12 protein-coding genes and 1 pseudogene are annotated in these 15,559 nt (G+C 37.2%); 3 read left to right on the top strand and 10 right to left on the bottom strand.

What is annotated here, in order from left to right:
• Nucleotides 1-98 precede the first annotated feature (98 nt).
• From DOK78_RS03385 to DOK78_RS03355, 7 genes are all read right to left on the bottom strand, one after another.
• Nucleotides 99-1,163 carry a BMP family lipoprotein gene (locus DOK78_RS03385; protein WP_207942232.1) on the bottom strand — a complete coding sequence of 355 codons (1,065 nt, stop codon included), beginning with the start codon at nucleotides 1,161-1,163 and terminating at the stop codon, nucleotides 99-101.
• Between the two features lie 81 nt (nucleotides 1,164-1,244).
• Nucleotides 1,245-2,330 (bottom strand): BMP family lipoprotein, encoded by a 1,086-nt coding sequence (locus tag DOK78_RS03380; RefSeq protein WP_016176322.1) that lies wholly within the window; start codon nucleotides 2,328-2,330, stop codon nucleotides 1,245-1,247.
• 58 nt (nucleotides 2,331-2,388) lie between these two features.
• On the bottom strand, nucleotides 2,389-2,784 hold the full coding sequence (locus DOK78_RS03375; RefSeq protein WP_207942233.1) for a cytidine deaminase: 396 nt from the start codon (nucleotides 2,782-2,784) through the stop codon (nucleotides 2,389-2,391).
• Between the two features lie 10 nt (nucleotides 2,785-2,794).
• Complete coding sequence (deoC, locus tag DOK78_RS03370; RefSeq protein WP_207942234.1) at nucleotides 2,795-3,457, bottom strand: deoxyribose-phosphate aldolase; 663 nt, start codon at nucleotides 3,455-3,457, stop codon at nucleotides 2,795-2,797.
• Between the two features lie 13 nt (nucleotides 3,458-3,470).
• The gene (locus DOK78_RS03365; RefSeq protein ID WP_207942235.1) at nucleotides 3,471-4,772 is read right to left on the bottom strand and encodes a pyrimidine-nucleoside phosphorylase; all 1,302 of its coding nucleotides are present in this window, start codon (nucleotides 4,770-4,772) and stop codon (nucleotides 3,471-3,473) included.
• Between the two features lie 175 nt (nucleotides 4,773-4,947).
• Nucleotides 4,948-5,967 (bottom strand): LacI family DNA-binding transcriptional regulator, encoded by a 1,020-nt coding sequence (locus tag DOK78_RS03360; RefSeq protein ID WP_207942236.1) that lies wholly within the window; start codon nucleotides 5,965-5,967, stop codon nucleotides 4,948-4,950.
• 89 nt (nucleotides 5,968-6,056) lie between these two features.
• A complete protein-coding gene (locus DOK78_RS03355; RefSeq protein WP_207942237.1) occupies nucleotides 6,057-6,662 on the bottom strand; it encodes a class I SAM-dependent methyltransferase in 606 nt (201 codons plus the stop codon).
• A 165-nt stretch (nucleotides 6,663-6,827) separates the two neighbouring features.
• On the opposite strand from DOK78_RS03355, the gene coaA reads away from it, so the two are divergent.
• The 3 genes and pseudogenes from coaA (at nucleotide 6,828) to DOK78_RS03340 (ending at nucleotide 10,137) form a co-directional block, all read left to right on the top strand.
• Nucleotides 6,828-7,751 (top strand): type I pantothenate kinase, encoded by a 924-nt coding sequence (gene coaA, locus DOK78_RS03350; protein ID WP_207942238.1) that lies wholly within the window; start codon nucleotides 6,828-6,830, stop codon nucleotides 7,749-7,751.
• A gap of 112 nt (nucleotides 7,752-7,863) precedes the next feature.
• Nucleotides 7,864-9,428: pseudogene (gene guaA, locus DOK78_RS03345) on the top strand (glutamine-hydrolyzing GMP synthase).
• Between the two features lie 175 nt (nucleotides 9,429-9,603).
• Nucleotides 9,604-10,137 (top strand): GNAT family N-acetyltransferase, encoded by a 534-nt coding sequence (locus tag DOK78_RS03340; RefSeq protein WP_207942240.1) that lies wholly within the window; start codon nucleotides 9,604-9,606, stop codon nucleotides 10,135-10,137.
• A 461-nt stretch (nucleotides 10,138-10,598) separates the two neighbouring features.
• On the opposite strand, the gene DOK78_RS03335 is transcribed toward DOK78_RS03340, so the two are convergent.
• From DOK78_RS03335 to DOK78_RS03325, 3 genes are all read right to left on the bottom strand, one after another.
• On the bottom strand, nucleotides 10,599-11,642 hold the full coding sequence (locus tag DOK78_RS03335) for a galactose-1-epimerase (protein ID WP_207942241.1): 1,044 nt from the start codon (nucleotides 11,640-11,642) through the stop codon (nucleotides 10,599-10,601).
• 104 nt (nucleotides 11,643-11,746) lie between these two features.
• On the bottom strand, nucleotides 11,747-13,582 hold the full coding sequence (locus tag DOK78_RS03330) for a family 43 glycosylhydrolase (protein ID WP_207942242.1): 1,836 nt from the start codon (nucleotides 13,580-13,582) through the stop codon (nucleotides 11,747-11,749).
• A 164-nt stretch (nucleotides 13,583-13,746) separates the two neighbouring features.
• Nucleotides 13,747-15,540, bottom strand: a complete 1,794-nt coding sequence (locus DOK78_RS03325; protein WP_207942243.1) for a glycoside hydrolase family 2 protein — start codon at nucleotides 15,538-15,540, stop codon at nucleotides 13,747-13,749.
• Between the last annotated feature and the right edge of the window lie 19 nt (nucleotides 15,541-15,559).

Below are 15,559 nucleotides of genomic sequence, written 5' to 3'. Positions count from 1 at the left end.
CTCAAAAGAACTTTTTACTAAAAAAAGCTCTTTTGAAAGAAAAAACAGAAGACAATCACCCCCTACGTTTAAAGGCGATGATCGATTCTTCATGATTTTTAAGGTTTTTCTGGTACGTCAATTTCGCCAGAAACAATTTTTTCCTTCGCTTGTTCAACCGCAGTTTTTGCTTCATCCGATAAGTTGCCTTCTGTTAAGTCAACACCATCTTCTTTCAAGCCATACGCTTGATGTTCGCCACCAGGAAATTCACCGTCTAATGCTTTTTGTGCCAAGTCATGCGCAACAGTTCCTACACCTTTTAACGTTGAAGTTAATGTGAAATTTTCTGTTTGCCCATCTTTTTGGTAGTCACCTTCACTTGATTGGTCACTATCTACTCCAATGACCCAAACCTTATCACTACCTGCTTCGTTACGTGCTTTAGCTTCTTGGAAAATCCCACTTCCAGTACCACCTGAGGCATGATAGATAACATCCGCGCCTTGACCATACATCCCTTGTGCAATTGAGCGTCCACGATCGGGTGCATCAAAATCACCAGCATATTGATTTTCAACAGTAATTTCTTTTCCTAAATCTTTTGCAGCTGCTTTTACGCCAGCATTGTAACCAGCCTCAAAACGACCGATTACTTCGCCTTTAATTCCACCAACAAAACCAACTTTATCTGTTTTTGTTGTATAGGCTGCTGCAACTCCTGCTAGATAGGCAGCTTCGTGATCTTTAAAGGTAACCGATGCTACATTAGGTAAGTCAATCACTTCATCAACCATGACAAAATTCGTCTCTGGATTCGCTGTTGCTTGCTCTTCAATCGCTGGTGCTAGACGGTAACCAATTCCAAAAATAGTATTGAAACCAGCATTTAAGGCTTGATCAATATTTGGTACATAGTCTGCTTCATTGTTTGATTGGAAATATTGATAGCCATTATTTCCACGAGAAAAACCATTATCTTCTCCCCATGCTTCAAATCCTTCCCAAGCGGCTTGGTTAAATGAACGATCATCCACACCACCAGCATTCGTAATTAATGCGATTGTTGCTGCTGGTTTGTCTTTATCCGCAGATGCTTCTGTTTTGTTATCACCACAAGCTCCTAATAACAAGCCACCGACTATTGCTAAAGCACTTAAACTAAATAATTTTGTTTTTCTCATTGTTTTGTATATCCCCCTGTAGACTTGAACATCAGTCATTCTTTGTTTTATAAAACAAAGAATGACTGAATGAATTTAAAATTAAGGTTTTTCTGGCACTTCAATTTCACCAGCAATAATTTGTTCTTTCGCTTTCTCAACAGCAGCTTTTGCTTCGTCAGATAATTGACCTTCTGTTAAGCCCACGCCATCTTCTTTCAAGCCATACACTTCATGTTCTCCACCAGGGAAGTTACCTTCAAGTGCTTTTTGCGCCAAGTCTTTTGATACTGATCCCACACCTTTTAATGTAGAAGTTAATGTAAAGTTCTCATCTTTTCCATCTTTTTTGTAATCACCATCAGCTGTTTGGTCACGGTCTACTCCGATTACCCAAACTTTTTCATCACCAGATTCGTTACGAGCTTTTGCTTCTTGGAAGACACCGTTTCCTGTACCACCTGACGCATGGAAGATAATATCTGCACCTTGTGCATACATCCCTTGTGCAATTGAACGACCTTTATCCGGCGCAGCAAAATCACCAGCATATTGGTTTTTCACTTCGACTTCTTTATTTAATTCTTTAGCAGCAGCTTCCACACCAGCATTAAAACCAGCTTCAAAACGGTCGATAACTTCCCCTTCAACACCACCAATAAAACCAACTGTTCCAGTTTCTGTTGTGTATGCAGCAGCGATTCCGGCTAAGTAAGAAGCTTCATGATCTTTAAATGTTGCTGAAGCAACGTTTGGTAAATCAATAACTTCATCGACAATAACAAAGTTTGTATCTGGGTTTAATTCTGCTTGTTCTTTAATCGCAGGTTGTAGTTTATAACCAATACCAAAAATTGTATTGAAACCAGCATTTAAGGCTTGGTCAATATTTGGTACATAATCAGATTCATTTGCAGATTGGAAATATTGGTAGCCATTCGCACCACGAGAGAAACCATTTTCATCGCCCCACTCTTTGAAACCTTCCCAAGCTGATTGGTTAAATGAACGGTCATCTACCCCACCTGTATCGGTAATTAACGCAATTGTAGCTGCGGGTTTGTCTCCTGAATTCCCTCCGTCAGACCCATCTGTACCTGCACTATTTCCTCCGTTACCACATGCACCTAACAACAAAGCGCTCGCCATTGCTACAGCACCAAAACTAAATAATTTTGCTTTTTTCATCTGTATAAAGCCCCCTACTAAAATAGTTTTATTTTCAACAGTCACTGACTGTTAATTCTTATAAATCTTTGTTCGTGAAAGAATACGGTAATAACTCTCCCACAGTTGTTTCTTTGGTTACACCATCATCACCGACCAACGTTACGGGCATATCCGATTGGCAAAACTCAGCAATTACTTGACGACAAGCGCCACATGGTGCAATTGGTTCTGGTGTATGTCCGGCTACCACTAAATGTTGAAATTCTCGTTCACCTTCAGAAATAGCTTTAAAAATTGCTGTCCGTTCCGCACAGTTGCTTAATCCATACGACGCATTTTCAATGTTTAGCCCTTGATAAACTTTCCCATCTTTTGTGACTAAGCAGGCACCCACTGGAAAGTGTGAATACGGTACATACGCTTTATCTAACGCATCGATGGCCGTTTGAATCCAATCTTCTTTTGCTTTCATTTGCCACCTCTTAATAGCCTGTGCCATTTGCTCCTGAAATAATTGCCACACTAGCACTTGTTCCCAGACGGCTTGCGCCCGCTTCTACCATTGCTAAGGCTTGCGCTTCGTTGTGGATACCGCCTGAAGCTTTGACACCCATTTCTGGTCCCACTGTTTCACGCATTAAACGAACATCATTCACATCCGCTCCACCAGTCGAAAAGCCGGTAGATGTTTTAACAAAATCTGCTCCTGCTGCTTTAGCTAATTCACAAGCTCTGACAATCTCTTCATCTGTTAAAAGACATGTTTCAAGAATAACTTTCACTAACGCACGATCTTTTGCAGCAGTAACTACGCCAGCAATATCATTTTGTACCGCTTCGTAATCTCCTGATTTTAATTGACCGACAGAGATAACCATATCGACTTCATCAGCGCCATTTTTAATCGCATCTTCTGTTTCAAAAACTTTGGTTGCGGTAGTCGATGCTCCTAATGGAAAGCCAATAACTGTGCAAACAGAAACAGGTTCGCCTTTTAATTCCTCTGCTGCTAATGAAACCCATACTGGATTCACACAAACAGAATAAAAATGATATTTTTTCGCTTCTTCAATAATGCGTAATACTTCTGATTTTGGAGTATCTGCTTTTAAGATAGTGTGGTCCATCATTCGGTTTAATTCCATCTTTTTACACGTCCTATTCTGTAATAATTTCATGAATTAACGGAGGTTCTTCTCCGGTTTCACCAATTTCAATATATTGCTCTAATAATGCTGTTACTTCTTCAATATCTTCGGTGTTACTATAAATTGTTAACAATGCTTCGCCTTCTTGAATTTCTTCGCCAACTTTTTTATGCAGTTTTAAACCAACCGCATAATCAATTGCATCTTCTTTTGTCCGACGACCAGCACCTAACATCATTGCTGCAATCCCTAACTCATTAGCAACTAATTTAGTGACTACCCCGGTTTTCTTCGCTGGGAAAGCAATTTCATATTTTGCTGTTAATAAACGTTCTGGTTTATCAATAACTGATACATCGCCACCTTGATTGTGAATCATCTCTTTGAATTTTTCTAACGCAGCACCAGAATCCAAAGCTTTTTCTAATAATTGACGAGCTTCTGCCAACGTTTCAGCTTTTTTCGCTAAAACAACCATTTGGCTTCCTAAGGCATAACACATTTCCACTAAATCTTCTGGACCTTTTCCTTGCAGCGTTTCGATTGCCTCAACTACTTCTAAACTATTACCAATGGCTTCTCCCAAAGGTTGTGACATATCAGAAATCACAGCCATCGTCTGACGATTGGCTAATTTTCCAATGCGAACCATTGTGTGTGCTAAGCGACGTGCGTCATCTAAGTTTTTCATAAAGGCACCATCACCAGTTGTTACATCTAAAACAATTGCGTCAGCACCTGCCGCAATCTTTTTACTCATAATCGAACTTGCAATTAACGGAATCGAATTTACTGTAGCAGTCACATCACGTAACGCATATAACTTCTTATCTGCAGGTGCTAAATTACCAGATTGTCCGATGACCGCCACTTGGCTTTCGTTGACGAGTTCAATAAATCGTTCTTCTGATAATTCAATTTGGAAACCTGGAATTGCTTCCAATTTATCCAAGGTGCCTCCTGTATAACCTAATCCACGTCCAGACATTTTTGCTACTGGCACGCCTACACTTGCAACAAGCGGTGCTAAGATTAACGTCGTAGTGTCTCCAACGCCACCTGTTGAATGTTTGTCCACTTTAATACCATCAATTGATGACAAGTCAATTACTTCACCGGAATTAGCCATGGCTAACGTCAATGCCGTAATCTCTTCATCCGTCATGTCCTCATAAAAAATCGCCATGAGCAAGGCACTCACTTGGTAGTCAGGTATTCGATTCTCGGTATATTCAGTCACAATATATTGAATCTCTTCTTCTGACAATGTGCCCCCATCGCGTTTTTTTTCTATCAAATCCACCATTCGCATAGACTTGAACCTCACTTCCTGCATCTCATCTATTATACAATACTTTTTCATCAGGTAAAACACTTTAGTAAACTGTTTTACTTGATACTAACATTTTTTGAAACCCTTTTCAAAAACAAGAATACATGACTACAAATGAATTGTCAAACGTAAACTTAAGCCTTTTCTTTTTCCTTTAGTTTACGCTTGAAATATCCTTCACGCTCTCACGAATTATTAATTTTGTATCAAAAATTTTATTAGGAATTCGTCTTTCTGGAAACTCAATTGCATCCACCAAGAATTTCGCTGCTGTAAACCCAATCTCAAAGGTTGGTTGCATCACAGTAGTTAACGGTGGTGTCGTGTATGCCGATAGCTTCAAACCATCGAAACCGACTACCGAAATATCGTCAGGCACCTTTTTTCCTTGTTCATAAATTGCTTGATAACAGCCAATCGCCATTGCATCATTGCCACAGAAAATGGCCGTGATATCTTTTGAACGTAGTAATTCCTTCGCGGCTAAGTAACCACCTGCAACCGTTAATTCGCCATCCACAACCCATTGACGTTTAAACATGATCTCAGCATCCTTCAACGCATGGCGATAACCATTATAACGTTCTTCTAACTGATAATAGCCCGTCTTTTCTTTCAATAAACCGATATTACGATGGCCTTGCGAAATCAAATAATTAACAGCTTGATACGCACCTTCGTATTCTTTTACAATCAAACGGCCAGCTTCACGTTGGTTAATTCCACGATCAATCAAAATCATGGGCATCTTATTATAAAAAGAATGTTGCACGCCAACTTCTTCTGGTAATTGATTTGGTGTTGCTAAGAGAATACCATCTACTGCGCGATGTGCTAATTGTTTTAACAGTTGTTGTTCCTTTTCCAAACTGTGATGCGAATTGCACAAAATTAGCATGTAGCCTAAGGGATTCATATAGCTTTCAGCGCCTTCTACAATTTTTGAAAAGAAAAAATCCGTGACATCAGGAACAATCATGCCTATCGTTTTGGAGTGACGTGTGATTAAATTCGAAGCAAAAAAATCTGGTTTGTATTGATGTTCATTCACAATATCTAAGACTTTTTTTCGCGTAGCGTCACTAAAGCGACTTCCTTTGTTATTCAAGATTTGTGAGACAGTGGTAACCGAAACACCCGCCATTTCTGCAATTTGTCGAATCGTTAGCTTCATGTTCTACTCCTTTCATTCATATTCTCAAGCTCAGTTTAGCAAAATTTTCAAAAAAAAACGACAATCAATTGCGATTGCCGTTATATTTTTTACTCTTCTTTCACACTTTGAATAATGTAATAACCTTTATCTTTTTTGATAATCGTAGCATTGCCAAAGGTATCTTCCATTTTCTTTTGTGCACTTGGCGCGCCTTGTTTCTTCTGAATCACAATTGTTAACGTTCCGCCCATATGCAAACGAGGATGGGCTTCGGTTAGAATTTCATGAACGACTTGTTTGCCCGCACGAATTGGTGGATTGCTTAAAATGGCAGCATATTTTTCATGATGTAATGTTTCATAGATATATGACGTATGAATGTCAACAGTCTCAATATGATTACGCGTTGCATTGCGTTGTGCTAACTCAACTGCCCGTTCATTTACGTCAACCATTTCAACTAGGCGTCCACTGGCATACGCCAAAGACAAGCCAATGGGTCCATAGCCACAGCCTAAATCTAAAATAGATCCCTCTGGCAATTCATCCCATTCAAATGCATCAATTAATACACGTGAACCATAGTCAACGGTATCTCTGGAAAAAACACCACTGTCCGTTACAAAATGAAATTTTTTTCCTTTTAATTCAAAATACCATTCTTCAAAATCATGTGCCGTATCTGGTTTTTGACTATAATAATGATTACTCATGTTTTCCCTCTTTTATCGTCTGTTTTCTTCCATCATACCGAAAAAATCTTTCTTGTAAACTATCTTTTCTTTTCTGCAAGAGAATTTTTTCTTTTTCATGACTTCTTCTGTAAGACCTTCTCTTTTTATGTTACACTATTTTCGAGTGATTGAAGGAGGTTTCTGATGAAGGAACAGATGAATTACTATCAAATTCCTCGTGAAGAATGGCAAGGTTTTTATACTAGAGAACATATGCCCTTAACGCAAGAAGAATTAGATAATATCAAAAGTTTAAATGACCGCATCTCCATGCAAGATGTAGAAGATGTTTATATTCCTTTATGCCACATGATTCATCTATATATGAAAGAATTTGAGTCGTTGACGTTAAGTAAGGGACTTTTTTTACATCGCTATGTCAAAGTTCCGCCATTTATTATTGGTATTGCTGGGAGCGTTGCGGTAGGAAAAAGCACGACCGCACGTTTGGTGCAAACATTATTAGCCCGTTTATTTCCACGACACAGCGTTCAATTAATCACAACAGATGGTTTCTTGTATCCTAATCGTATCTTGTCTGAACGTGGCTTGATGGAGCGCAAAGGGTTCCCTGAAAGTTATGATATGGAGCGTTTGATTCAATTTTTAAATAGTGTAAAATCGGGAGAAAATAATTTACAAATTCCCACTTACTCTCATCAAGTATATGATATTGTAGAGGGTGAATTTGAAACGATTTCGCAACCAGATATTCTGATTGTTGAAGGAATTAATGTCTTGCAGTTACCCGCAAATCAACAGATTTATGTCAGTGACTTCTTTGACTTTTCAATTTTTGTGGACGCTGCGCCAAAATTAATCGAAACGTGGTACTTAGAACGTTTCGAATCACTCTTAGACACTGCTTTTCAAGAACCAAATAATTATTATTACAAGTTCGCGATTGGTGATCGACAGGATGCTTTGAAAATGGCACAGTCGGTTTGGAAAAATGTCAATCTCAAAAACTTAACAGAATATATTTTACCGACGCGTAGTCGTGCCGATATCATTCTTCATAAAACCGCAAACCATCAGATTGACCAAGTCTTTTTAAGAAAATATTGAAAATCAATCCGTTGTTTTTGCAAATTTCATACGCCTCATTTATCATAAAGGCAGTTCATTTTAGTTTGAAAATTTATTTTTCATAAATCAAATAGAATAGAGGTAATTTATAGTGACAAACGTTGACAACTTGCCAAACGTTGAAAAGATTATCGTCTTGGATTACGGCAGTCAGTATAACCAACTGATTACACGTCGTATCCGCGAATTCGGTGTCTTTTCTGAATTATTGAGCCATCGTATCACTGCTGAAGAAGTGAAAGCAATCAATCCAAAAGGAATCATCTTATCAGGTGGACCAAATAGTGTCTACGACGAAGGTTCTTTTGGTATTGATGAAGAAATTTTTGAGTTAGGGATTCCAGTATTAGGTATTTGCTATGGAATGCAACTAATCACCTACAAATTAGGCGGTAAAGTTGAACCAGCAAAAATAAAGAATACGGAAAAGCAGAATTAGAAATTATTGATGATGCTGCTCATTTATTCGCTAGCACTCCTGAAAAACAAACCGTTTGGATGAGTCATGGTGACTTAGTAACACAAGCACCTGCAGGCTTTGAAACAGTGGCAACAAGTAAAGATTGCCCAATCGCTTCAATCCAAAATAGCGAACGCCAAATGTACGGCGTGCAATTTCATCCAGAAGTCCGTCATTCTGAATACGGCAATGATTTACTAAAACACTTTGCATTAGATGTTTGTCAATGTACAGGCGACTGGAGCATGGAAAACTTCATCGATATGAAAATTGAAGAAATCCGTCAAACTGTTGGCGATAAAAAAGTATTGCTAGGTTTATCTGGCGGTGTTGATTCTTCTGTTGTGGGTGTATTACTTCAAAAAGCTATCGGCGACCAATTAACTTGTATCTTTGTTGACCACGGGTTATTGCGTAAAGGCGAAGCAGAACAAGTCATGGAAATGTTAGGTGGCAAATTTGGCTTAAACATCGTAAAAGTCGATGCACATGATCGTTTCTTATCAAAATTAGCTGGCGTTTCTGATCCAGAAGAAAAACGTAAAATCATTGGTAACGAATTTGTGTACGTCTTTGACGACGAAGCAACAAAAATTGCCAGCGACGGCAGTGTTGCTTTCTTAGCACAAGGTACGTTGTATACAGACATCATTGAATCTGGTACTGAAACAGCACAAACAATTAAATCTCACCATAATGTAGGTGGATTACCAGAAGACATGCAATTTGCTTTAATTGAACCTCTTGATACATTATTTAAAGACGAAGTTCGTGCATTAGGTACTGAATTAGGTATGCCAGACTCTATCGTATGGCGCCAACCATTCCCAGGTCCTGGTTTAGGTATCCGTGTATTGGGCGAAATCACGGAAGAAAAATTAGAAATCGTACGTGACTCGGACGCTATCTTGCGTGAAGAAATTGCCGCAGCCGGCTTAGACCGTGACATCTGGCAATACTTCACAGTCTTACCAGGTATCCGTTCAGTTGGTGTAATGGGCGATGGCCGTACCTACGACTACACAGTTGGTATCCGTGCCGTAACGTCAATCGATGGGATGACCGCTGACTTTGCTCGTGTCCCTTGGGATGTCTTGCAAAAAATCTCTGTCCGTATCGTAAACGAAGTCGCACACGTAAACCGCATCGTGTATGATATTACGAGCAAACCACCTTCAACAGTGGAGTGGGAATAATTCATAAACATAAATTGAACGATATATCTTACTTTAACAGCTTTTCAGTTAGTGTAAAAAGATAACTATCAATCAAAAATAAAATAGATTCCCGCAAAGAAAATTCTTAGCGGGGATTTTTTTATTTTCTTTGTTTAATTGATTGGAATATTTTAGGCTTATAGGAGGTATAAGTATGGGAACACATACCATAATTACAGAAAGATTGATTTTAAGGAAATTTGAATTGAATGACGCTATTCAGATGTATAATAACTGGGCTTCAAATAAAAAAGTAACTCATTTCCTTACTTGGGCACCACATTCAAATATTGCTTCAGTCGAAAAAAGCATCTCCAAAAGATTGCTAAAATATTCTGATCCTAATTTTTTTGACTGGGGTATCGAACTTTCTGTTAGCAAGACATTGATTGGATCTATCACAGTTACACACTACAATAAAGAAGAAAATATCATGGAAATTGGGTATGTAATTGGTGAACAGTGGTGGTCTAACGGGTATACGACAGAAGCACTTACAGCAGTTGTTACATATCTATTTGAGAATACGGTTGTAAAAAAAATAGAAGGATTTCATGATCCAATGAATCCACAGTCTGGGCGAGTATTAAAAAAAAGTGGTTTCGAATATGAGGGAATTGTATACAAAGAATTTTCAGATAATTTAAACTGTAAAAAATGCCAGTATTCGATATATAAAAATATTTAAGCTCCAATACAAAGATTGGCTAACAACTTGCACTAGTAATTCATGTACTATGCAGTAGATTCTTGACCTCGTTATTTTTGAATGAATCTAAAGTTTTATCTTCATTCAAAAACTAATTATGGATTAAAAATGATGTTCTGATAATCCCCTAATAAGGGTGTTGTTCTTATCCTTAAAATAACAGAACCGATAGTCATATTATTTCTCTTTGAAATGGTTATTCATGATTTTGTCCTCCCATTAGCGCTAGTTTGGATGCCAATTATAGCGTAAAAAGAGAGACTGAGAAACTTTGTAACACAACCAAAAAACGTGATGTTCTATGGTGTTTTTTGAAATTTACAATAATTCAATCTGAGTTTATGCATTTTCATTACTAAAGCCCTTCTGATTTCATTTATTCAGAATCTATTTGTGACAAATGCGATTATATTCTGATTTTTCACGCTTGCTTTTTCTTTTTATTTGTCAATTTTAAACGTATATCTTGTTTGATAATTTACTACTTCCTCTTTTTTCAACAAAGGTGTTTTAAATTGTGATTCATTGACTGCATTAGGGAAATATTGCGTTTCTAAACAAAGGCCTTCTCGGAAACGATAAACCGCTGCTTCTTTGCCTAAAGTATGTGACATAAAGTTGCCTGTGTAAAATTGGACTCCTGGTAGATTTGTCGTTGCTTCCATCACAATCCCACTTTGATCTCCTGTCAAGCGAGCAAAGTCTTTCGTAAGATTATCTAACACAAAATTATGATCGTATCCTTTCGCATAAACGAGTTGACTATATGCTTGATCAATCTCTTCTCCAATTGTTTTTTCTACTCTAAAGTCCATTGGGGTCTGTTCAACTGAAAGAATTTCACCTGTCGGAATTGCTTGGCTGTCTTTCATTGGTGTAAAGTGGCTCGCCTGTAACTGCAGACGATGATTTATAATTGTTCCGCTATTGTGTCCATTCAAATTAAAATAACTATGATTGGTTGGATTCAATATTGTATCCTTAGAAGAACTTCCTTGATACGTAATCACTATTGAATTTTCTGTTAATTGGTAGCTCACATCTAAAGTCAACTCCCCTGGATAGCCTTGATCGCCATCTGGACTAATCAGGCTAAATGTAATCTTATTATTGATTTCATCTACTGTTTTAACATCCCAAACTCTTAATTGATACCCAGCTTTTCCACTATGCAGATTGTTTTCTCCATCATTTTTAGCCAATTGATACACTACTCCATCTAATTCAAAACAAGCATTTGCAATTCGATTCGCATTGCGGCCAATCGTTGAACCTAAATACAAATCATCGTTTGCCTCATATCCTTCAACAGTATCAAAGCCTAAAACGACATCTCTCACTGTGCCTTCTTTATCTGGAACCCATAGATTGGTTAAGACGGCCCCGATATTACTAACGGTCATTTTTAATCCATTTTCATTTTCAAACGTATATAAAAAAACAGCTTCTCCTGTTTTTGTTACACCAAATTTTTCCTGATTCACTTGCTTTGTCCTCTTTTCTTTCAATTTAAAAGTAAAAAATCTAGGAGTACTTAGTTAAGTACTCCTATTTTTTATTTAATTACAACACTTTACTACCCTACCACTTATTCTACAGTAATAGTCATTTCTGGTGTCAAAGATAGCTTGCCTAAATTTTCTATTCCTTCAGGTAAGCTAACTTCACCTTTAATAACCATCTTTCCTGATGATACGTCTTCTGGCAGTTGCCAATAAACAGCAACTTTCACGTTTTCTTCTGGTACACTTTTTGACGTAATTATCCCAATCTCTTCAGGTAAAGACCATTCAGTTGATTTTTGATCTTTTTTAACCGTTTTGTCAACTAAATCTTCTGACGCAAAACCGATAAAGTTATCAACATCCACTGCTCCTGATGGTACTGGTTGTGGTGTAACAGTTGGTCCATGAACCTCTAGAACTGTCTCTCCCCTTTCATTTTCAGTAAATCTCATACGATCAATCGCAAATTCTCTGGGATCAGTGTTCCAAATTGATTCGTGTCGGTGATAGATCATGAACATTTCTTCGCCATCTGGTGACGTTGCCACTGCATGATGTCCTGCTCCAGGAACAAATGAATTAGATTGCATAATTGGATTTTGTTCATATTTTTCAAATGGTCCTAGTGGGTTAGTGCTTGTTGCATACCCTGCTCCATACATCGGGCTTTCAAAATGAGAACCTGAGTAAGTTAAATAATAGATACCATCTTTCTTTAACATATAAGGACCTTCATTAATACTAGCCATATCTAATTCCCATGGTTGTGAAGGAACTAAAATTTCTGTAAGTGTACTCTCATTAATTGACATCATATCATCATTTAATTTAGCACCCCAAATAACATTTCCTTCATTAAAACGAACAAAGTACAAATAATATTTTCCATCATCATCTTTAAAGGCATGTGCATCAATTTCATTGATATCTTCATGTATCGGACTGATTTTGATTTGCTTAAAAGGCCCCAATGGTGAATCAGCAACTGCTACACAAAGATGCTCATTTGCTGTGTAGTACATATAATATTTTCCATCACGCTCAATCATATCCGGTGCCCAGAAACCATTTGTTCCCCAGTTATCTTCACCCATACTCATTGCCATGCCTTTGTCTGTCCAATTAACCATATCTGTGGAAGTAAATACTTTGATTCCACCAACATTTCTACCGGCTGTAGTCGGATATAAATAATACGTCCCATCCACAAATAAAATATCTGGATCTGCTACTTCGGATAAGAGAGCATTAGTGTATGTAGCTCCCTCATGCTCTGATTCCTGATATGAAACAATTGACATTTTGTCAAAAATTGCTTGACTGAAGTGATTATAAACACCGATTTGGCCATTAACGTAATCTTCATTGATGATATCTATCTGAGGATAACTATTCTCTGTTTCATTTACAAAGCCTTGAATATGATTTCCTACTACTTTTATGGTTAATTTATAGACATTATCATATTCAAAATACATTTTCTTTGTAGCAATTTCAATCCAAGAATCTTCTTCAGTATTTGATTTACCTAGAACAACCTGTTGTTTTTCGACATCAATTCCAAAGTAATAGCCACCATAACCATCGCCATTATCTTTAAGATTTTGGATACGAAACAACACTCCTGCTTCTGCATTAGTATTTTCTTTTTGTTTTTCTGATTTGCTGACTTTTACTTCTAAATCAAATTGAAAATCATCATATTCTTCTTTTTTCAAGATTGCTTTATTCTCAATGTCGTTCAACGTTATCACTCCTTCCTTTACAAATCCGTCATTATCCCCTTCACTCTGATAAAATGTCCAATTTTTAGAGTTAGTGATATTTGTATTTTTTCCTGACAAAACTAGAGTAGTCGCTACGAAAAGAGAAATTCCAGCAGTTAATAAGAGACCGCCCCAAATTATAATTTTTTTCACATCCACCATCCTTTCTATACAAAATAGCATGTATCTTTGACTATATAACGATAAGACAAGCTGTGTAGATAATTTCTCTGTTGTTAAGTTATGAATCATCTTGAATGATTAACTTTTTTCCGCATGCATTGTTCAGAATAATCTACAGATACTTCTCCACGTTCTTACTCTACAGTACGAACATGAAATTGATCATTAATTTCTTTAATTTTACTTAAATCACATTTAGGTTGGCGATTATAAGTCAACAAGCCATTAATCTCTTGCTCCACATCTGTGATTTGAGTATAACAATAACCCCAAAGCGCTTTAGAAGCGTACACTGCATGCATAATTCGACCATATTCAGATAGAAACTCTTCTTTAGACGTCGCTGAAGTATAGCCCCATCCTGGTTGTCCAGAAACATCAAAACCAATTCCTCCAAACTCAGTCAATAAGATTGGTTGTCCTTTATAAGAGAAACCATCCGCAAAAATTGGCCAAGCAGTTGATCGATTATGAAGTAGTGCTTCTTTACTATGCAAGCTTTCTTTAAAGTATTCATATTTTGCTTTCTCATTTTCTTGACCATGAGCATAGTTATGAATAGCGACGATATCAGTATCTGTTGCTGCCCATCCATCATTAGAAATAACTAAACGTGTTGTATCCAATGAATGAATGTAATGGAAAATCGCTTGAGAGAAATGTTGTTGTTGACGATCAAACGATATATTTGGAACGCCCCAGCTTTCATTAACTGGCACCCAAGTAATGATTGATGGGTGATTGTAGTCACGATTAATTGAATCTGTCCACTCAATCATCAAACGTTCAACTGCTTTATTTGTATAAACAGCTGGTGCTGCACACTCTCCCCACACAATGAAACCAAGTTTGTCTGCCCAGTATAAGAAACGTGGATCCTCCATCTTTTGATGTTTACGACAGCCATTAAAGCCCATTTCTTTTGATAGTTGAATATCTTTAATAAAGTCTTCATCAGAAGGCGCTGTTAATAATCCTGTTGGCCAATATCCTTGATCCAAAACTAGTTTTTGATAGTACGGCTTATTATTTAAAAAGATCATTCCGTCGATAGCATGTACTTTTCTCATACCAAAATAAGAAGCTACACTATCCTTACTTTGCTCTTCTTCTTTCAATTCTAACTTAAGGTCAAACAAATTAGGTGTTTCTGGTGTCCATGAATATCCTTCATGATGGTAGTTTTGCCTAAAGATATGATCTTGATATAATTCAACCTCAAAAATCACTTTATTAGCAGTCAAATTTACTTGTCCGCTTGCAATCAATTGATCTTTAAAATTAATAGTATAAGCCAATGCACTTTGATTAGTAAATTGACTAATTTCTGCTTCAATTTCGATCTTTCCTTCATCAAAATGTGGTGTCAGTTTAACATTTTGGATATGTTGTTCATTCACTACCTCACACCAAACTGTCTGCCAAATACCCGTAGAATTTGTATACCAGATACCTGCAGATTCATCTTCCCAAAATTGTTTTCCACGAGGAATTGTTTCATCACAATGGGAATCAAATGCTCGAACACTTACCTGTTGTTGTCCTGAAGGATTCAAAAATGGTGTAATGTCCATTTCAAAAGAAGTATGTCCACCAATATGGTGACAAACGTGTTGACCATTCAAATAGATATCTGACTCATAATCCACAGCCCCAAAATGAAGTAAGATACGTTCATTTTCTTTTGCTGAAACTTCAAAATCACGTTGATACCAAACAATATCATGTGGTGTTCTGTCTTCGATACCACTTTCTTTACTTTGATAAACATAAGGAACTACAATTGTTTGGTCATACGGTTCTGAAGTTGCAAACCAGCCTTCAGTCATTCCTTCATTTTTATCATCAAAAGCAAATTTCCATTGTCCATTTAAATTAATCCATTGTTTACGCTCAAATTGAGGTCTTGGGTATTCATTTCTTGCCATGTGCTTAACTCCTACTCTC

Origin of the sequence: Enterococcus sp. DIV2402, from assembly GCF_017426705.2 — a bacterium.
In the GTDB taxonomy this organism is placed as follows: Bacteria; Bacillota; Bacilli; order Lactobacillales; family Enterococcaceae; genus Enterococcus_F; species Enterococcus_F lowellii.
The sequence above is the reverse complement of the archived record's forward strand: the minus strand, read 5'-3'. Positions and strand labels throughout refer to the sequence as shown.

Coding starts and splice junctions, on each gene's coding strand:
- DOK78_RS03385 (WP_207942232.1), bottom strand. CDS start 1,163: ATGAGAAAAACAAAATTATTTAGTTTAAGTGCTTTAGCAATAGTCGGT.
- DOK78_RS03380 (WP_016176322.1), bottom strand. CDS start 2,330: ATGAAAAAAGCAAAATTATTTAGTTTTGGTGCTGTAGCAATGGCGAGC.
- DOK78_RS03375 (WP_207942233.1), bottom strand. CDS start 2,784: ATGAAAGCAAAAGAAGATTGGATTCAAACGGCCATCGATGCGTTAGAT.
- deoC (WP_207942234.1), bottom strand. CDS start 3,457: ATGGAATTAAACCGAATGATGGACCACACTATCTTAAAAGCAGATACT.
- DOK78_RS03365 (WP_207942235.1), bottom strand. CDS start 4,772: ATGCGAATGGTGGATTTGATAGAAAAAAAACGCGATGGGGGCACATTG.
- DOK78_RS03360 (WP_207942236.1), bottom strand. CDS start 5,967: ATGAAGCTAACGATTCGACAAATTGCAGAAATGGCGGGTGTTTCGGTT.
- DOK78_RS03355 (WP_207942237.1), bottom strand. CDS start 6,662: ATGAGTAATCATTATTATAGTCAAAAACCAGATACGGCACATGATTTT.
- coaA (WP_207942238.1), top strand. CDS start 6,828: ATGAAGGAACAGATGAATTACTATCAAATTCCTCGTGAAGAATGGCAA.
- DOK78_RS03340 (WP_207942240.1), top strand. CDS start 9,604: ATGGGAACACATACCATAATTACAGAAAGATTGATTTTAAGGAAATTT.
- DOK78_RS03325 (WP_207942243.1), bottom strand. CDS start 15,540: ATGGCAAGAAATGAATACCCAAGACCTCAATTTGAGCGTAAACAATGG.